17 protein-coding genes and 1 pseudogene are annotated in these 17,803 nt (G+C 57.0%); 14 read left to right on the top strand and 4 right to left on the bottom strand.

Features of this window, described 5'->3' with window-relative positions; genetic code table 11:
- Positions 1-69: 69 nt before the first annotated feature.
- Entirely contained in the window at positions 70-726 is a 657-nt protein-coding gene (gene rpiA, locus ACUTSU_RS14600; RefSeq protein ID WP_445651995.1) for a ribose-5-phosphate isomerase RpiA, read from the bottom strand.
- A gap of 203 nt (positions 727-929) precedes the next feature.
- On the opposite strand from rpiA, the gene ACUTSU_RS14595 reads away from it, so the two are divergent.
- Positions 930-1,823, top strand: coding sequence for a LysR family transcriptional regulator ArgP (locus ACUTSU_RS14595; protein WP_012146627.1), 894 nt, complete (start codon positions 930-932; stop codon positions 1,821-1,823).
- 276 nt (positions 1,824-2,099) lie between these two features.
- On the opposite strand, the gene ACUTSU_RS14590 is transcribed toward ACUTSU_RS14595, so the two are convergent.
- From ACUTSU_RS14590 to ACUTSU_RS14580, 3 genes are all read right to left on the bottom strand, one after another.
- Positions 2,100-2,831, bottom strand: a complete 732-nt coding sequence (locus ACUTSU_RS14590) for an oxidative stress defense protein (RefSeq protein ID WP_012146628.1) — start codon at positions 2,829-2,831, stop codon at positions 2,100-2,102.
- A 111-nt stretch (positions 2,832-2,942) separates the two neighbouring features.
- Positions 2,943-3,560: an arginine exporter ArgO gene (argO, locus tag ACUTSU_RS14585; protein ID WP_445651996.1), complete on the bottom strand. Its 618-nt coding sequence runs from the start codon at positions 3,558-3,560 to the stop codon at positions 2,943-2,945.
- Between the two features lie 123 nt (positions 3,561-3,683).
- Positions 3,684-4,502 (bottom strand): IclR family transcriptional regulator, encoded by an 819-nt coding sequence (locus ACUTSU_RS14580; protein ID WP_445651997.1) that lies wholly within the window; start codon positions 4,500-4,502, stop codon positions 3,684-3,686.
- Positions 4,503-4,864: 362 nt separating this feature from the next.
- On the opposite strand from ACUTSU_RS14580, the gene ACUTSU_RS14575 reads away from it, so the two are divergent.
- From ACUTSU_RS14575 to ACUTSU_RS14515, 13 genes and pseudogenes are all read left to right on the top strand, one after another.
- Complete coding sequence (locus ACUTSU_RS14575) at positions 4,865-6,418, top strand: sugar ABC transporter ATP-binding protein (RefSeq protein ID WP_445654324.1); 1,554 nt, start codon at positions 4,865-4,867, stop codon at positions 6,416-6,418.
- Positions 6,411-7,493, top strand: coding sequence for an ABC transporter permease (locus ACUTSU_RS14570; RefSeq protein WP_445654323.1), 1,083 nt, complete (start codon positions 6,411-6,413; stop codon positions 7,491-7,493). Before ACUTSU_RS14575 ends, ACUTSU_RS14570 begins: the two co-directional genes overlap by 8 nt.
- A gap of 15 nt (positions 7,494-7,508) precedes the next feature.
- Positions 7,509-8,609, top strand: coding sequence for an ABC transporter substrate-binding protein (locus ACUTSU_RS14565; protein WP_445652000.1), 1,101 nt, complete (start codon positions 7,509-7,511; stop codon positions 8,607-8,609).
- A gap of 11 nt (positions 8,610-8,620) precedes the next feature.
- A complete protein-coding gene (locus tag ACUTSU_RS14560; protein WP_445652001.1) occupies positions 8,621-9,481 on the top strand; it encodes an SMP-30/gluconolactonase/LRE family protein in 861 nt (286 codons plus the stop codon).
- Between the two features lie 256 nt (positions 9,482-9,737).
- Positions 9,738-10,736 carry a 3-dehydro-L-gulonate 2-dehydrogenase gene (yiaK, locus tag ACUTSU_RS14555; RefSeq protein WP_445654322.1) on the top strand — a complete coding sequence of 333 codons (999 nt, stop codon included), beginning with the start codon at positions 9,738-9,740 and terminating at the stop codon, positions 10,734-10,736.
- Between the two features lie 13 nt (positions 10,737-10,749).
- On the top strand, positions 10,750-11,220 hold the full coding sequence (locus tag ACUTSU_RS14550) for a YhcH/YjgK/YiaL family protein (protein WP_445652003.1): 471 nt from the start codon (positions 10,750-10,752) through the stop codon (positions 11,218-11,220).
- Positions 11,221-11,358: 138 nt separating this feature from the next.
- A pseudogene (locus ACUTSU_RS14545) lies at positions 11,359-11,487 on the top strand (MFS transporter); the annotation flags it as partial.
- A gap of 35 nt (positions 11,488-11,522) precedes the next feature.
- Positions 11,523-13,004, top strand: a complete 1,482-nt coding sequence (locus tag ACUTSU_RS14540; protein ID WP_445654321.1) for an FGGY-family carbohydrate kinase — start codon at positions 11,523-11,525, stop codon at positions 13,002-13,004.
- Positions 13,001-13,657 (top strand): 3-keto-L-gulonate-6-phosphate decarboxylase UlaD, encoded by a 657-nt coding sequence (gene ulaD / locus ACUTSU_RS14535; RefSeq protein WP_445654320.1) that lies wholly within the window; start codon positions 13,001-13,003, stop codon positions 13,655-13,657. The genes ACUTSU_RS14540 and ulaD overlap by 4 nt, the downstream gene beginning before the upstream one ends.
- Before the next feature lies 1 nt (position 13,658).
- Positions 13,659-14,519 (top strand): L-ribulose-5-phosphate 3-epimerase, encoded by an 861-nt coding sequence (locus ACUTSU_RS14530; protein ID WP_445652006.1) that lies wholly within the window; start codon positions 13,659-13,661, stop codon positions 14,517-14,519.
- Positions 14,513-15,214: an L-ribulose-5-phosphate 4-epimerase gene (araD, locus tag ACUTSU_RS14525; RefSeq protein ID WP_445652007.1), complete on the top strand. Its 702-nt coding sequence runs from the start codon at positions 14,513-14,515 to the stop codon at positions 15,212-15,214. The genes ACUTSU_RS14530 and araD overlap by 7 nt, the downstream gene beginning before the upstream one ends.
- A gap of 426 nt (positions 15,215-15,640) precedes the next feature.
- Positions 15,641-16,339: an RluA family pseudouridine synthase gene (locus ACUTSU_RS14520; RefSeq protein WP_445652008.1), complete on the top strand. Its 699-nt coding sequence runs from the start codon at positions 15,641-15,643 to the stop codon at positions 16,337-16,339.
- 41 nt (positions 16,340-16,380) lie between these two features.
- On the top strand, positions 16,381-17,730 hold the full coding sequence (locus ACUTSU_RS14515) for an MFS transporter (protein ID WP_445654319.1): 1,350 nt from the start codon (positions 16,381-16,383) through the stop codon (positions 17,728-17,730).
- Positions 17,731-17,803: the final 73 nt, after the last annotated feature.

Genomic DNA, 17,803 nt, shown 5'->3' with positions numbered 1-17,803 from the left:
AAGATATTTTAACCAGTGAATTATGCGGCCCGGTGGGATCCAAGACCGCATACCTGCTGGGGTACTACATTATTCGACAACCTTCACGCCGCCAGGCGTACCCACCAGCGCGACATCGGCCCCCCGATTAGCGAACAGACCCACGGTCACCACACCGGCGATGCCGTTGATTTTGTTTTCCAGCGCGATGGCGTCCATGATGTTCAGGTTATGCACATCGAGGATCACGTTGCCGTTATCGGTCAGGACATTCTGACGATACTCCGGCAGCCCGCCCAGCTTCACCAGCTCACGCGCTACGTAAGAGCGAGCCATCGGGATCACTTCTACCGGCAGCGGGAATTTACCCAATACTTCAACCTGTTTGCTGGAATCAACAATACAGATAAATTTGCGCGCGATAGCAGCAATGATTTTTTCACGCGTCAGTGCAGCGCCACCGCCTTTGATCATCTGCATATGACGGTTGATTTCATCCGCGCCGTCGACATAAATATCCAGTGAATCCACTTCATTGCTGTCGAAAACGTGGATACCAAGGCTTTTCAGCTTGGCGGTGGAGGCGTCAGAGCTGGACACCGCCCCTTCGATCTGGTGCTTGATCGAGCCGAGCGCGTCAATAAAATGGGCGGCGGTCGAGCCAGTGCCGACCCCAACGATGGTGCCTGGGGTAACGTAATCCAGTGCTGCCCAGCCAACCGCTTTTTTCAGTTCATCCTGCGTCATAATATGTCCATTGCCTCTGTACGAAAACGTGTGCGTATTATAGGGTAAATCGCTATTTTTCACTCAGGCAGGATCACACTTCTTCACGCCAGGCCGCATTTTTAGGCGCGGTGCGACAAGATGACCCGGTGATTTTCTACCTGTAATACACCAGAGATGTGGCATAGTGCCTGTATCAATTTACTTTAAGGGATATCTTTCCGATGAAACGCCCAGACTATCGAACGCTGCAAGCGCTGGACGCGGTGATCCGTGAGCGTGGCTTTGAGCGCGCCGCGCAAAAACTTTGCATCACACAATCGGCAGTATCCCAGCGCATCAAGCAGTTGGAAAACCTGTTTGGCCAACCGCTGTTGGTGCGTACCGTGCCGCCACGTCCGACCGAGCAGGGCCAAAAACTGCTGGCGCTGCTGCACCAGGTGGAATTACTGGAAGAAGAGTGGCTGGGTAACGATACCGGCATTGATACGCCGTTGCTGCTGTCGCTGGCGGTTAACGCCGACAGCCTGGCGACCTGGCTGCTACCGGCATTGAAACCGGTACTGACCGACTCCCCTATCCGCCTGAACTTGCAGGTAGAAGACGAAACACGCACTCAGGAACGCCTGCGCCGTGGTGAAGTGGTGGGCGCGGTGAGTATCCAGCCGCAGCCGCTGCCAAGCTGCCTGGTGGATCAACTGGGCGCGCTGGATTATTTGTTCGTCGCCTCGAAGGGTTTTGCCGAGCGCTATTTCCCTAACGGGGTTACACGCTCCGCGCTGCTCAAAGCGCCGGCAGTGGCGTTCGATCATCTCGACGACATGCACCAGGCTTTCCTACAGCAGAACTTTGATCTGTCGCCGGGCAGCGTGCCCTGCCATATTGTGAACTCGTCGGAAGCCTTCGTGCAGTTGGCACGCCAGGGCACCACCTGCTGTATGATCCCGCATCTGCAGATTGAGAAAGAGTTGGCTTCGGGTGAACTGATCGATCTGACGCCGGGCCTGTTCCAGCGCCGCATGCTGTTCTGGCACCGCTTCGCGCCGGAGAGCCGCATGATGCGTAAAGTGACAGATGCCCTGCTGGAGCATGGCCGCCAGGTTCTGCGCCAGGATTAAATAGAAAAGGTTGCTGTTCAGGTTGTTTTTAAGCCCGAGATACCCGGGCCTAGCGCACCGAGGGGCACTCCGGCAGCTAAAGCTGCTACGACCCCATCGGCACGCTCTCCCTAATAACGGGCTTGATCAGTAGTCTGAAAGACCAATCTTATACCCTAAATAATTGGAGTTGCATCAAGGCGGCCAAGGCAGGAATCCCCAGGAGCTTACTCAAGTAAGTAACTGGGGTGACTGCCTGCAGCCAACACAGATGCAGCTTCAAGTATGACGGGTATATTACTGAGCGGCGTTGCGCTGCAACTCAAATACTACATCCACCTGATCGTCAAAGTGAATGCTTTGCTGTTCGTAGGTTTGCGCCGCATCACTTTCTGCTGCCGCACCCGCCGATTTATACATGCGCGCTACCGGCATCGGCTGGTAGTTGGCGACATGGTAACGAATGCTGTATACCGGCCCCAGCTTGGCGTTAAATCCTTTCGCCAGAGAAGCGGCTTGCTGAGTCGCGTTCTCGATGGCCTTCTGGCGCGCCTGCTCACGGTAGACGTCCGGTTTTGCCACGCCCAGCTCAACGGAACGGATCTCATTGAGACCGGATTTCAACGCCCCGTCCAGCAGCTCGTTCAACTTGTCCAACTGGCGCAATGTAACCTGTACCTGACGAACGGCACGGTAACCTTTCAACACCGACTCACCGGTTTTCAGGTAATCATATTCCGGTTGAGTACGCAGGTTGGCGGCGCTGATGTCTTTCTTCTCAATATTGTTTTTCTGCAGGAAATCAAAATATTGCGCGACGCGCTCATCAACCTGCTTCTTCGCCTGGGCGGCGTCTTTGGATGAAACGCTGACCTCTATCGCCAGAGTGGCAATATCGGGTGTCGCGTCAACGCTGGAGGTACCCGAGGTCACTACGTGCGGCCCTTCCGGCACTTCTGCCGCCTGCAGCGCCAGAGGTAACGTCCCTAATCCAATCATTGCGGCCATAGCCAATGCTTTAAGCTTCACGGTGTCTCCTTGATGACAGGCTTTAACTGATTACCAGCCTGAAAGGCCAGTTCCTTGGCATCAAAGCTAGCATATCGCACGGGGTTTTGAATTCGGATTAGTGACAAATTCTTATAAACTTGCCCCTTGCCAGGCCAACTGCAAGGCGATACCCCACATCACCCCCCCAACCAATGTATTAATGATACGCTGCGCCATTTGGGTTTTCAGCCACGGTGCCAGCCAAGAGGCCAACAGCGCCAGGGCGAAGAACCAAACGACGGAAGCGCTGACCGCCCCCAGCGCAAACCAGGAACGTACGTCCGGCGTCAGTTGGCCCCCCAAACTTCCCAGTACCACAAAGGTGTCGAGATAGACATGCGGATTCAACCAGGTCACCGCCAGCATGGTCACCACCAGCCGCCAGCGGCTTTGTTTCAGCTCCTCCGCCGTCGCCAGTGCCAGTTGCCTGCTAAATGCGGTACGAAACGCCCCCCAGCCATACCACAGCAAAAAAGCTACCCCACCCCAGGTGACCAGCGCCAGCAGCAGAGGCGAGCGGCTCAGTAAGGCGCTACCACCGAAAATCCCGCCGCAGATCAGCACGATATCGCTCAGCGCACACAGCGACGCAACCATCAGATGATACTGTCGGCGAATCCCCTGATTCATGACAAAAACGTTTTGTGGGCCAAGCGGCAAGATCATCGCGGCGCTCAGAGCGAAGCCCTGCAAAAAGACAGCTAACATGGTATTCCTCACAGAGAAAAAAGCGCCGTTAAGCGGCGCGTATCGGGCAATACGCGCATCATAGGAGGAAAAAATTATTAGGTGAAATTGATATTTCTAATCAACTATCAGCAATGCTAATAATCAGGCGGGAATAACAAATCCCAGCTCCTGAGAAATACGCTGTGCGGTCGCCAGCACCGGCTTAATCAGGGCCTTGACACCAATCTGTTGCAGTTTCGCAGTCGGCAATGAGACCGACACCGCATAGGGCACCCGTTGTTGAATATCAAATACCGGCGCCGCCACGCAGGACACCCCCAGCTCATTCTCTTCGCGATCCATCGCCATGCCCTGCTTGCGAATATCGGCCAGCTCCTCATACATCTTTGGCAACTCAGTGATGGTATTACGCGTCAAGGTCTGAATTTCATGCTGATGGGTTTGCCAGTAACGATCGGGGTATTCGCTGTTGCCGTAGGCCATAAAAATCTTGCCCATCGCCGAGCAGTACAGCGGCATATGCTGGCCGATATAGGCACGGGTACGCATCATGCCGGTGGTCGGTTCCAGCTTGTAGATCAAAATGACATGGTCATCTTCGCGGCTGGAGAAGTTGACCGTCTCCCCCACTTCCAGATTGAGCCGTTCCAGGTGCGGTGCAGCGACATGGATAATATTCAGCGAAGAAAGCGCCTTCTGACCGATAGAAATAAACTTGGTGGTCAGGCGATAGCTGCCGGGCGACGGTGCCTGAGTGACATAGCCGCTCGTATGTAGCCCTTGCAGCAGGCGATGGACGGTACTTTTGTTCATGCCGGCCAACTCAGACAGGTGCGCCAGTGGGCAGCCGTTAGGGAAGTTGCTCAGGATCTCAATCAGTTGCAAACCGCGGAACAGGCTTTGGCTACCCAAGGGTTTGTCTTTCTTGTCATCTTTCTCGTCGACAGCTTTCAGGCTCATAGCGCAATTTCTCCAGTGTCGAGCCGCCAGCCAACGCCACGGCGTGGTAAACGGGCCCTTTGCCGGGAATGTTACCCCAAGGCCCGCATCAGGTGAAGACGGAACGCCGTTTCATTGTCGTCAGCGGGTTAAAAACCCGCAACACTCCGCTAACTTCCGAAGTGAGTTGTGCGTCACAATTCTGCAAAGAGGTAAATAACAAATTGTTTTAAAAGGATAATTAAAACTCCTCCGGCTTTGCTTTAGATCGGCAATCGGCATATTATTTTTGAAATTGAATTTCATATATTGAAATATAAAGGCGATTTAACCACCATAAAGCATCACGCCGTTCGCGGATGCAGAGACCAGGGGCGCATCACATGACACCAGAAAATGCGGAACAACCCATTCTCACCCTCAGCCATATCGTCAAACGCTTTGGCGGCAATGTCGCAGTGAATGACGTCAGCCTGCAGGTGATGCCGGGCGAAGTCCTGGCCTTGCTGGGTGAAAATGGCGCGGGCAAATCGACGCTGATCAAAGTACTGGCCGGGGTTTACCCGCGCGACGGCGGCGATATTCAGTTTCAAGGGGCCAGCATAGCCTCCGCCGCGGCGATAAAAAGTGACAGCCGCCAGCCTATTGCTTTTATTCATCAGGATCTCGGGCTGATCGAGTGGATGACGGTGGCGGAAAATATGGCGCTGGTGATGGGTTTCCCGCGTCGTTTCGGCCTGATCGACTGGCGCGCCAACCACCGCCGCGCCGTTCAGGCACTGCAGGATGTCGGCATCGAGTTGGATCCCGACGCCAGAGTCTTCGAACTGTCGCGTACCGAAAAATCGCTACTGGCGATAGCCCGAGCAGTCGCGGTGAATGCTGAACTGCTGGTGCTGGATGAACCCACCGCCTCGCTGCCAGCCAACGATGTGCGCCACCTGTTTGCGGTGATTAACCGGCTACGTGCCAAAAAGGTCGGCATGATTTACGTCACCCACCGGCTCGATGAAGTGATCGAAATTGCCGATCGGGTGTGCGTTATGCGCGACGGCCGTTATGTGGCGGGTGGCAATACCGCCGACTATTCGCTGCGCGATCTGGTGCAGATGATCGTCGGTGAAGCTATGGCGGACGACCAGCGTGAACCTCTGCCCGAACATCGGCCACCCGTGCTGCAGCTCAGTAACGTGGTGGTCGGTGATATCGGTCCGGTCAGCTTCACTTTGCAGCCTGGGGAAATGCTGGCGCTAGCCGGTCTGCGCGGTGCCGGACAGGAAGAGATTGGCCGGTTGCTGTTTGGCCTGCGTCACGCTGATGAAGGCCAAATCCGCTTTCGCGACCAGCCTTACACCGCCGGCAGCCCACAGCAAGCCATGGCCTGCGGCGTCTCCCTGGTGGCGGGCGACCGCACCGGCGAAAGCCTGGTGATGTCGATGAGCGTGCGTGAAAACCTGTTTATCAACCCTGTGGCCAGCGGCCACAAACTACTGTCACGCTACAGCCGCCGAGCCGAGATCGGTGCCAGTTGGTGGAAAGTGCAGTTGTTCGACGTACGCCCCAAGGACGTCAATATCGATATCAGCGCCCTGTCCGGCGGTAACCAGCAAAAGGTAGTAATGGCACGCTGGATGCATTTAGGCGCCCCACTGCTGATCCTGGAAGATCCCACCGCCGGCGTAGACGTCGGTGCGCGAGCGGAAATCTACCATCTGTTAAATAAATCCCTGGAGGAAGGCGTGGCGGTATTGGTTATCTCCAACGACTTTGAGGAGATCGCCCATATCTGCAATCGCGCACTGGTGTTTAACCGGGGAAAAGTCGTCGGCGAGCTGAAAAATCAGCAGGTGTCATTCGCCAATTTATTGGAACTGGCCTCTGCCAGCGCCGGGGAAATTCTCGAGACAAGGTTAGAATCTGAGGTGGGTCATGTCTAAAACATCTGTTAAATCAACGGCTCTTGAACAAAGAGTCAGCCTGTCGCAGGACGGCACCGGCCCGTGGCTGATGCAGCTACTTACCCGCTACGGCCTGTTGCTGTTGTGCTTTGCGCTGGTGATCCTGTTTTCACTGATATCCCCCACGTTTGCCTCAATGCTGACGCTGCAGGCTATCCTCTCCAGCAAAGCCAAGATCGCCCTGTTGGCACTGGCGGCGACCATCCCGATGATCGTCGGCAAAATTGACCTTAACGTCGGCTTCGGCATCGTGCTGTGGCATATCCTGGCCATTACCTTACAGGTGGAATACGGCTTTTCGTGGCAGATGGCGGTGCTGGTAGTGCTGGCATTCTCCGCGCTGTATGGCCTGTTGAACGGTATTTTGGTGGCGCTGGCGGATATCGACAGTTTCGTCGCCACCCTCGGATCCGGCACCGCGCTGTATGCCATTGCGCTGTGGCACTCCGGCGGACGACAGATCGTCGGCGATCTGCCGGATGCCTTTACCGCCCTGCACCACACCGAGATCGGCGGGATCCCGATCGTGGCGCTCTACGTGTTGATCGCCGCAGTGGTGCTGTGGTTGATCACCGAACACACTCCACTTGGCCGTTGCATGTACGCCGTTGGCGGAAACCCGGCGGCGGCGCGGCTGAACGGTATTTCGGTCAATCGCTTTACCATCGGTGCCTTTATCGCCTCCAGCGTGCTGACCGGCTTTAGCGGGGTGCTGATCGCCGCCGAGCAGGGGGTGGGCCAGGCCAGCGTTGGCATGGACTATCTATTGCCCGCGCTGGTCGGCGCCTTCCTCGGCAGTACCACCATTCGTCCCGGTCGGGTTAACGTCTGGGGCACCGTGGTCGGCATCGCCATTCTGGCTATCGGCATCGCCGGTATCCAGCAGTTCGGCGGCGAGTTCTGGGTCGAACCGCTGTTTAACGGTGCGACGCTGTTGCTGTCAATCACCCTGGCAGGCTACGCCCAACGCCGTCGGTTACTTAATCAAAAAGCGGTTCAAAGCAGCCCAGCCACTTCGGCTGATAAAAATAACCATAAAGCGATCAATCCTTAACCAGGAGTTCACCGAATGAAACGTCTTTGGATATTGTCCACGACCCTGCTGCTGGCCAGCACCGCCTCATCCGCCTGGGCCGATGCCTACCTCGACCAGGCCACGGCGGCGGTCGCCAAGGCCACCGCCATCGTGACCCAGTGGGATGGCCCCACCAGCGGGCCAAAGTTACAGGCCAACAAGAAAATCATCTTTATCGCTTCGGACATGAAAAACGGCGGCGTGCAGGGAGTGCAGGAAGGGCTGAGTGAAGCGGCGAAAGCGGCAGGATGGAAATTGGAAACCCTGGACGGCGGCGGCTCGGTGAAAGATCAGCTGGCTTCACTGAACCAGGCGATTGCCCAGAAACCGGACGGTATCGTGATCGGCGGCTGGAACCCAAACGTGGCCAAGATCCCGCTGAAAAAAGCCATTCAGCAAGGCATTGTGCTGACCGCCTGGCATGCAGTGCCTGAGCCGGGGCCAATCGCCAGGTACAACGTATTTTACAATGTCACCTCCGACTCCAATGAAGTGGCACGCATCGCCGCTCAGTATGCGGTGGTACAGTCCGGCGGCAAGGCCAGCGTGTTGATCTTTACCGATTCGCTGTACCAAATCGCGCTCGACAAGGCCAACGTGATGAAAGAGGAAATCGGTAAATGCAGCGGCTGCAAGGTGGTCGAGTTCATCGACACCCCGCTGGCGGACACCGCCAACCGCATGCCAGCCATGACCTTTAGCCTGTTGCAAAAATACGGCGACCAGTTCCAGTACGCACTGGCCATTAACGATCTGTATTTTGATTTTATGGCCCCGGCGCTGAAAACTGCCGGCAAAGGCGGCAACAATGCGCCCTACAACATCTCGGCCGGCGACGGCTCTATTTCTGCCAACCAGCGCATCCGCTCCGGCGGTAGTCAGTCGGCTACGGTACCGGAACCGCTTAAACTACACGGCTGGCAACTGCTGGATGAGTTCAACCGCGCCTTCGCCAAACAGCCGCCTTCCGGCTATGTCACTCCGGCGCACCTGGTGACCCGCGACAATATCACTGCCGACGGTGGCAGCAGCAACCTGTATGACCCACAGAATGATTATCAGGGCCACTACAAAACCATTTGGGGTGTGAAGTAAGCGGAGGCAGCATGAACCCACTGATGACATGTCTCCCGCTTGAACGCCTGTGCTCACCGGCCATTTGGGCCGAAGGGCCGGTGTGGCTGCCACAGCAGGATGCGGTAGTGTTCAGCGACGTGAAGGGCAACCGCATGTTCCGCTGGTCGCGACGGGGGGAACTAAGCCTGTGGCGCACCCCGTCACACTACGCCAACGGCAATGCGCGCGACGCCGAAGGACGGGTGATCAGTTGCGAACACGGGCGGCGCGGTATCAGCCGCACCGAAAGCAACGGCGAAGTGCAAATGCTGGTCGATCGGGTAGACGGCAAGCGGTTCAACTCCCCCAATGACCTGGTGGTTCGCTCCGACGGCACCCTCTGGTTTACCGACCCCCCCTATGGCATCACCGGGGATGAAGAGGGTTACAAATCGGAAAGTCAGATCATCGGCTGCTATCTCTACTGTTTTGATCCGCGCGACGGCTCGCTGAACATTGCCGCCAGTGACCTGCAGCGGCCTAACGGCCTGGCGTTTTCACCGGATGAATCACGGTTATACGTGGCGGACATGTCGATCGTCGATTTCCCGACCCTAGGGCGCAGTGAATTGCGGGTGTATCAGGTCAATGGGCGTGAACTGGACGCCGGAAGGCGTTTCACCGGCGTGGCACCCGGCTTCCCGGACGGCTTTTGTGTTGATGGGATAGGTAACATTTTTTGCAGCTGTGCCGACGGGGTACTGATCTTCGACAGCCAGGGAAAACAGCTCGGTAAGATTGAAGTGCCGGAACGCGTCTCTAACTGCACCTTCGGCGGGCCGGACGGCAATGAGTTGTACATTACCGCCACCAGCTCGTTATACCGCATGGTGCTGAATACTCGCGGATAACGGAGAAAAATGATGTTCGCAGAGCGGGCCCGTTCCGCTCTGCTTTGCCATGTTTGAAGCACGTCAATACCCCAAAATGTGTCGTCGATCACAAATTCACCAATTTAATTTAACACACTGTTTTATATAAATAAATTTCCCCCTCCCTGCTTTGACTTCATTTAACCACCGGTATAGCATTTATTTGAAATGTGATTTCGCATAATGAAATTTAAAGAAGACAAAACAAACAAAAACGCCGTGGCGGAGAATCAGCATGAGAGTGAGTTACACCGATCTGAAACAGCAATTCAAACGCGTGCTCCTGGCGCGGGGCGTGGCAGAAGGCACTGCCGATGACTGTGCCGGAATGTTCGCCGACACCTCCGCCAACGGCGTTTACTCCCACGGCGTTAACCGTTTCCCGCGTTTTATTCAGCAGTTGGATGCCGGCGATATCCTGCCGGATGCCGAACCCAGCAAACTGCTATCGCTGGGTGCCATCGAGCAGTGGGACGCCCATCAGGGCATAGGCAACCTCACCGCCCGCAAGATGATGGATCGCGCCATGCAGTTAGCCGACGACCACGGTATCGGACTGGTGGCACTGCGTAACGCCAACCACTGGATGCGCGGCGGCGGCTATGGCTGGCAGGCGGCGGAAAGAGGCTATATCGGTATTTGCTGGACCAACTCGGCAGCAGTGATGCCACCCTGGGGGGGCAAAGAGTGCCGTATCGGCACCAACCCGCTGATTGTTGCGGTACCGGGCAACCCTATCACCATGGTGGATATGTCGATGTCGATGTTTTCCTATGGCGCGCTGGAACTGAACCGGCTGGCGGGTAAAACCCTGCCGGTGGACGGTGGTTTCGACAACGACGGGCAGCTGACGCGCGATCCGGCCACTATTGAAGAGAACCGTCGCATTCTGCCAATGGGTTACTGGAAAGGATCGGCGCTGTCGGTAGTGCTGGATATGATCGCCACCCTGCTTTCCGGCGGATCTTCAGTAGCGGAAATCACCGAGGACAACAGCGACGAGTACGGCGTATCGCAGGTGTTTATCGCCATTGAGATCGAACGCCTGATCGACGGTGCCACTCGCGATGCCAAACTGCAGCGCATCATGGACTACATCACCAGCGCCGAACGCGATAACCCGGAGGTGGTTATCCGCCTGCCGGGCCATAAATTCCCGCACATTCATGCAGAAAACATGCGTGACGGCATCCCGGTGGATGAGCGCATCTGGGCGCGCATTCAGGCGCTGTAACAGGAGAGAAACCATGATCTTCGGCCATATCGCCAATACCTCGCCGGAGCACTACCCGGCACCGGTGGCTAGCGCCATCGCCTATTTGCAAGGCACAGATTTTAGTGCCCTGCCCGCCGGACGTTATCAGGATCCCGCCACCGGTTACGTGGTACAGGTACTGGATCTGCATACCCAACAGCCGAGCGACCTGCGGCCCGAAGTACACCGGAAAAATGTCGACGTGCAGTTTCTGGTCAGCGGCAGCGAATTGATCGGCGTGGCGGCGGATCGTGGCGATAACCCGATCCACCAGGAATTACTGGCGCAGCGCGACATTATTTTTTATCAGGACGTCGCGGATGAATCCTGGTTAACCATGCAGCCCGGTAATTTTGCGGTATTTTTCCCGCAGGACGTTCATCGCCCGGCCTGTATTAATCAACAGCCCAGCGCTATTCGTAAAGTGGTGGTGAAAATACCGCTGGAATTATTTAGCGCCTGATCCACGGCAACAGAATAATGACAGGAAATACCGGTCTGCGGGCCGGTACGGGTACCTCTGTGCTCAAAATAAACCAAAACAATAAAATCTGACTCTACAGGTGTATATATGAATACGGCCTCTGTTTCTGTCACTCAAAACCAGGCGATCCCTAAGTTCGTGCCGATCGCCGGTATTCTCACCGCTCCGTTGTCCGGCTGGATCATCACCGTCTGGAACTGGCGCATGCTATTCCTGGTGGAAGGCGCCCTGCTGGCGTTGATGTTGCCGAACAAATGTGACCAAAGCGCGAGGGCCGGATAATGGACTATTGGCTGGGTCTGGACTGCGGCGGCACCTTTATCAAGGCCGGGCTGTATGACCGCCAGGGTGCGGAACTGGGCATCGCTCGCCGCAACCTGGAAATTATCTCGCCCCAACCGGGTTGGGCAGAGCGAGATATGCCTGCGCTATGGCACACCGCTGCCGAGGTGATCCGCGAGTTGCTGGCCCGCAACAACATTGCTGTCAGTGATATTCAGGCCGTCGGCATCTCGGCGCAGGGCAAAGGCGCGTTTCTGTTGGACGGGCGAGGGCAGCCACTGGGCAACGCCATGCTGTCTTCCGATCAACGCGCACTGACGCTGGTGCAGGAATGGCAAAAACAGGGCATGCCGCAGGCGCTGTATCCGCAGACCCGGCAAACGTTGTGGACCGGCCACCCGGTGTCACTGCTGCGCTGGGTCCGGCAACATCAGCCGGAACGCTACCGCCAGATAGGCAGCGTGCTGATGGCCCACGATTATCTGCGCTACTGTCTGACCGGCGAGTTGGCCTGTGAAGAAACCAATATCTCCGAATCCAATCTTTACCAAATGGCAGACGGTCGCTATGACCCGGCGCTGGCGCAGCTGCTGGGCATCGGCGACATCATGCCCGCCCTGCCGCCGATTGTGGGTTCGGCCGAAATCGCCGGACGGATCAACACCGCCGCGGCAAAGGCAACCGGGCTATTGGCGGGTACGCCAGTGGTCGGCGGGCTGTTCGATGTGGTGTCCACCGCACTGTGCGCCGGGTTACACGACGAGACACAGCTCAACGCAGTGATGGGGACCTGGTCGGTTACCAGCGGCATTACCGACAAAATAATCGAAGGTTTCGACCACCCGTTTGTTTATGGTCGCCACGCCGAAGCCGGCAAATACATTGTGCACGAAGCCAGCCCAACCTCTGCCGCCAACCTGGAGTGGTTCTGCCGTCAATGGGGGCTGCAGGACTACGCCCAGCTCAACGATTGGGTGGCAACGCTGCCGAAGGCTGACAGCAGCCTGCTGTTTGTTCCCTTCCTGTACGGCTCCAACGCCGGGCTGGGCCTGAGCGCCAGCTTTCACGGCATGCAGGCCTTCCACCAGCGCGAACATTTGGTACAGGCGATCTACGAAGGCGTGGTGTTCTGTCATATGACCCACCTTAACCGCATGCGGCAACGCTTCCCGGCGGCTACCGCGCTGCGCGTCACCGGCGGCCCGGCCAAATCAGCCCCCTGGATGCAGATGTTTGCCGACGTCAGCGGCCTGCCAGTGGAACTGCCGCAGGTGGAAGAAACCGGCTGCCTGGGTGCCGCCATGGCGGCGATGGTCGGCAGCGGCGCATTCAGCGATTTCACTGCTGCCCAGCGGGCGTTGGCTCCGCGCATCGAACGGGTGCTGCCGGACACCACCGCAGCAGAGGCTTACGGTAAAAAATATCACCGTTATCAGACGCTGTTAGCCACGCTGCAATTCATCCAGAAGGAGGCACTATGAGCAATAAACCACGTCTGCAACTGGCACTCGATCACACCCGGCTGGACGTCGCGCTGCAAACGGCAGAACGCCTGCAGCCGCACGTCGACATTATCGAGGCTGGCACCATTTTATGCATCAGCGCCGGTATTCAGGCGGTGAGCGCGCTGCGTGAACGCTGCCCACAACATACGCTGGTGGCCGACCTGAAAGTGGCCGATGCCGGTAACACTTTGGCGCAGCAAGCCTTCAGCCACGGCGCCAACTGGATGACGGTGATCTGCGCCGCCCCGATAGCCACCATGGCCAGCGCGCTGGAGGTGGCTCAACAGTACCAGGGCGAGATCCAGATTGAGTTGTTCGGCCGCTGGACGCTGGATGATGCCCGGCAGTGGCGCGGGCTTGGCATCCGCCAGGCGATCTACCACCGTGGCCGCGACGCTCAGGCCAACGGACAAACCTGGGGCCGACAGGATTTGGATCTGATGAAAGCCCTGTCGGATCTGGGCATTGAGCTGTCGGTCACCGGTGGCATCACCCCGACCGATTTACCGCTGTTCAAGGACATCGCCGTCACCGCTTTTATTGTCGGCCGGGCGTTAGCTGAAGCTGCCGATCCGCTGGCCGCCGCCGGTCAGTTCCGCACCGTCATTGATGACATCTGGAGAAGTTGATATGCGTCAGCACCCATTGGGAATTTATGAAAAAGCCCTGCCGAAACACCTGACCTGGCCCGAGCGTCTGGCGCTGGCCAAAGCCTGCGGTTTTGATTTTGTCGAAATGTCGGTGGATGAAAGCGATGAACGGTTGGCACGCCTGAGCTGGAGCAAGGAACAGCGGCTGTCGCTGGTCAGCGCCATGCTGGAAACCGGCATCAACATCCCGTCGATGTGCCTGTCCGGCCACCGCCGTTTCCCGTTCGGCAGTCATGACGACACGCTGCGCCAACGCGCCTTCGAGGTGATGGAACAGGCGATCCAACTGGCAAAAGACGTGGGTATCCGCACCATCCAGCTCGCCGGTTATGACGTCTATTACGAACAGCAGGACGAAAGCACCCTGGCCCGCTTCACCGAAGGCATGCAGTGGGCAGTCGAACGCGCCGCCGCCGCCCAGGTGATGCTGGCGGTAGAGATCATGGATACCGCATTTATGAACTCAATCAGCAAGTGGAAGGCCTGGGATGCCTGCCTGGCATCGCCGTGGTTCACGGTCTATCCGGACGTCGGCAATCTCAGCGCCTGGGGCAATGACGTGGCGCTGGAGCTGGCGCTGGGCATTGACCGCATCGCCGCCATTCATCTGAAAGATACCTACCCGGTCACCGAAAGCTCGCAGGGGCAGTTCCGCGACGTGCCCTTTGGCGAAGGCTGCGTCGACTTCGTCGCGCTATTCCGCACGCTGAAACAGCTTAACTATCGCGGCGCTTTCCTGATCGAGATGTGGACCGAGAAAGCCGAAGAGCCGGTGGCCGAAATCGTACAGGCACGCCGCTGGATCGAACAAAAAATGCAACAAGGGGGTATGACATGCTAACGCTGCCGCAGTTGAAACAACAGGTACTGGAAGCCAACCTCGACCTGCCGCGACACAATCTGGTGACCTTCACCTGGGGCAACGTCAGCGCGGTGGATCGCGAACGCGGGCTGGTGGTGATCAAACCTTCCGGCGTGGAATATGAACACATGGTGGCCGAGGACATGGTGGTGGTCAGCCTCACCAATGGCCAGCCCCTAGAGGGCAGCAAAAAGCCCTCTTCGGACACCGCCACCCACCTGGCGCTGTACCGTGAATTTGCCGATATCGGCGGCATCGTACACACTCATTCACGCCACGCTACTATCTGGGCGCAGGCAGGGCTGGACATTCCCGCCTGGGGCACCACCCACGCCGATTATTTCTACGGTGCCATTCCCTGCACCCGGCTGATGACCGAGGACGAGATTGCGCATGATTACGAACTGGAGACCGGCAAGGTGATTATCGACACCTTCCACCGGCGCGGTATCAGCCCAAACGCCATTCCGGCGGTGCTGGTCAATTCACACGGCCCGTTCGCCTGGGGCAAGGACGCGCACAGCGCGGTACACAATGCGGTGGTGCTGGAAGAAATTGCCTATATGGGGATTTTCTCGCGCCAGTTGACGCCGGGCATCAGCAGCATGCAGTCCGCGCTGCTGGACAAACACTACCTGCGCAAACATGGCAAGAATGCTTACTACGGGCAATAGATTGGGTTGGCAGGGACTCTCACGCTCATAACCAGACGCCGCGAGGCGTCTGGTGACAAACTGGCTAGAAAGTGCCTGGGTTACCAATGACGATTTAGTCTAAACTGAATTTCCATACTGATAGGGGCGCAAAAAATCAACGCCATCTACCGGATGGTGATTTGTGCGGTGTAATAGGGAAATTCTGACGATTTATCAATGTTATTCATGTAATAAAACATCCTTCGAAATTAACTGCCCATGGTGTTCCGGAGTGATGACATTGAGAATTTTCAATAAAATTCATAATGATGTTGGAAACATCTGCTCCTGATATCAAACTGTCTGTGGCACCCCGTAGGCAGCTATAAACAAAAAACGGTCGTAATTCGTCAGCCGGTTTAAAATTCGTTATCATCCGCATCCACTCTCCCTCCGGTTGGCCTGATGCCCAAGATTATCGATACCTTTATTGCTCCGCCATGCCATGACCAGATCGCGCTCCTCTATCAGGACGAAAGTCTGGTGCTGATCAACAAGCCCAGCGGGCTGCTCAGCCTGTCGGGGAAAAATCCGCAAAATCTGGATTCGGTGCATCATCGGCTGGTACAGGTTTTCCCCGGCTGTACCCTGATCCATCGCCTGGATTTCGGCACCTCCGGGTTGATGGTGATAGCCCGCAACAAGACTATCAATGCCGCACTCTGCCAGCAATTCAGCCAGCGCAGCGTAACCAAAGTGTACAGCGCACTGCTCTGCGGACATCTGAACGACAATGAAGGGGTGATAGACGCCGCGATTGCCAAAGATCCGGCGCTGTTCCCGCTGATGTCGATTTGCGCCATCCACGGCAAGCCCGCACGCTCCGGCTATCGGGTCATTGAGCGTTTTTACCACGAGTTGGAAGACGGAACGTCACTGCCATTGACGCGGGTACAGCTAACCCCGGAAACCGGGCGAACTCATCAACTGCGCATCCACTGTCAGCAATTGGGCCACCCTATTTTGGGCTGTGACCTGTATGGCGGTCTTCTGCTGCCCGGCACCGAACAGATACCACGGCTGATGCTGCACGCCAGTGAACTGCATTTTGTTCATCCCATGACCGAAGAGCCGATCAAAGCCCATAACGCCAGCCCATTCTGAATGTGAAGGTATCTGTAATGGTCTAATTAAGTGGAACTACCATGAGCCAAAACACCGCTCGTATCAGTGAAATTATCGACAACGCCAAGGTCTCGCCTTACCAGATCATCATCCTCAGCCTGTGTTTTTTGATCGTCCTGCTGGACGGTTTTGATACCGCCATCATTGGCTATATCGCCCCCGCCCTGCGTGAAGAATGGGGTCTGCTACCGGCACAGTTATCCCCCGCCTTTGGCGCCGGGTTGTTCGGTCTACTGCTCGGCAGTCTGATCTTCGGTCCAGTCGCCGATGCCATTGACCGCAAACGCGTGTTGCTGGTTTCGATACTGATCTTTGGCGCGGGGACTTTGGCCTCGGCCTATACCCATTCCATTGAGTCGCTGACCCTGCTGCGGTTAATCACCGGCATTGGTTTGGGGGGCGCGATGCCCACCTGCATCACCCTCAGTTCAGAGTATTCTCCGGCACGTCGGCGAATGATCATGGTCACCCTGAGTTGGAGCGGTTTCACCGCCGGTCTGGCCCTGGGCGGTTTGCTGGCCGGGCAGATTATTCCGGTGTTCGGCTGGCGTGGCGTGCTGATGTTGGGTGGCATAGCGCCGTTATTGCTGCTGCCGTTACTGATCTGGCAGATGCCAGAATCGGTGCGCTTTATGGCCTCCAGCCCGAAATATGCCGCTGGCCTGCATCAGGTGGTCGAGCGTATCACCGATAAAAGCTGGGTGGGCGTAACTATTCTGGATGACGAGCGCCCAGCGCAGGCCAGGTTGCCAATGTCCCATCTGTTTACCGAAGGCCGTGCAGTACGGACCCTGCTGCTGTGGGCCGCGTTCTTCTGCTCGCTGTTCGTGTTTTACCAGCTCACCAGTTGGCTACCGAGCATTCTCAAAGATGCCGGTTACGATATCGTCCACGCATCACGCATTGGTGCGATGGTGCCACTGGGCGGGACTCTCGGTGCCATCCTGATGGCGTTGCTGATGGATCGCGTCGGGCCTTACCCGGTGCTGGCCCTGTCCTATCTGGGGGCCGCGCTGGTTGTCGGCGCTACCGGTTATCTAATGGGGGAGGTCTACACGCTGGCCGCCGCCGTGTTCCTTGTCGGCTTCGGTGTGGCAGGCGCACAGAACGGCTTGAATCTGGTCTCCGCCACTATCTACCCCACTGTGGCTCGTGTCACCGGGGTCAGCTGGGCGATGGCGGGCGGCCGCTTCGGTTCCATCGTCGGTTCGATGCTCGGTGCCTGGATGATTGCCGCTGCCGGTTCTTCGGAGGTGTTCTTTATCTGGCTGGCGCTGCCGGTGTTGGTGGGGTCAGCCGCCATCTTTCTGCTTTACCGGCTCAGTTTGAACCGCCGGGCACCTGTGCCTGAATCTGCATTACCCAACTGACCAAACAAAAAAGCCGAGACCCATCTTAGTGATCTCGTCTCGGCCTGTAATAACAAAGGGGCCAAGGCCCCTT

This window comes from Serratia sp. NA_13, assembly GCF_052691735.1.
This window is presented reverse-complemented; position numbering and strand designations above follow the sequence as displayed.

Excerpts from the sequence above, each read along its gene's own strand:
- rpiA (WP_445651995.1), bottom strand. The coding sequence starts at position 726 with ATGACGCAGGATGAACTGAAAAAAGCGGTTGGCTGGGCAGCACTGGAT.
- ACUTSU_RS14595 (WP_012146627.1), top strand. The coding sequence starts at position 930 with ATGAAACGCCCAGACTATCGAACGCTGCAAGCGCTGGACGCGGTGATC.
- argO (WP_445651996.1), bottom strand. The coding sequence starts at position 3,560 with ATGTTAGCTGTCTTTTTGCAGGGCTTCGCTCTGAGCGCCGCGATGATC.
- ACUTSU_RS14580 (WP_445651997.1), bottom strand. The coding sequence starts at position 4,502 with ATGAGCCTGAAAGCTGTCGACGAGAAAGATGACAAGAAAGACAAACCC.
- ACUTSU_RS14575 (WP_445654324.1), top strand. The coding sequence starts at position 4,865 with ATGACACCAGAAAATGCGGAACAACCCATTCTCACCCTCAGCCATATC.
- ACUTSU_RS14570 (WP_445654323.1), top strand. The coding sequence starts at position 6,411 with ATGTCTAAAACATCTGTTAAATCAACGGCTCTTGAACAAAGAGTCAGC.
- ACUTSU_RS14565 (WP_445652000.1), top strand. The coding sequence starts at position 7,509 with ATGAAACGTCTTTGGATATTGTCCACGACCCTGCTGCTGGCCAGCACC.
- ACUTSU_RS14560 (WP_445652001.1), top strand. The coding sequence starts at position 8,621 with ATGAACCCACTGATGACATGTCTCCCGCTTGAACGCCTGTGCTCACCG.
- yiaK (WP_445654322.1), top strand. The coding sequence starts at position 9,738 with ATGAGAGTGAGTTACACCGATCTGAAACAGCAATTCAAACGCGTGCTC.
- ACUTSU_RS14550 (WP_445652003.1), top strand. The coding sequence starts at position 10,750 with ATGATCTTCGGCCATATCGCCAATACCTCGCCGGAGCACTACCCGGCA.
- ACUTSU_RS14540 (WP_445654321.1), top strand. The coding sequence starts at position 11,523 with ATGGACTATTGGCTGGGTCTGGACTGCGGCGGCACCTTTATCAAGGCC.
- ulaD (WP_445654320.1), top strand. The coding sequence starts at position 13,001 with ATGAGCAATAAACCACGTCTGCAACTGGCACTCGATCACACCCGGCTG.
- ACUTSU_RS14530 (WP_445652006.1), top strand. The coding sequence starts at position 13,659 with ATGCGTCAGCACCCATTGGGAATTTATGAAAAAGCCCTGCCGAAACAC.
- araD (WP_445652007.1), top strand. The coding sequence starts at position 14,513 with ATGCTAACGCTGCCGCAGTTGAAACAACAGGTACTGGAAGCCAACCTC.
- ACUTSU_RS14520 (WP_445652008.1), top strand. The coding sequence starts at position 15,641 with ATGCCCAAGATTATCGATACCTTTATTGCTCCGCCATGCCATGACCAG.
- ACUTSU_RS14515 (WP_445654319.1), top strand. The coding sequence starts at position 16,381 with ATGAGCCAAAACACCGCTCGTATCAGTGAAATTATCGACAACGCCAAG.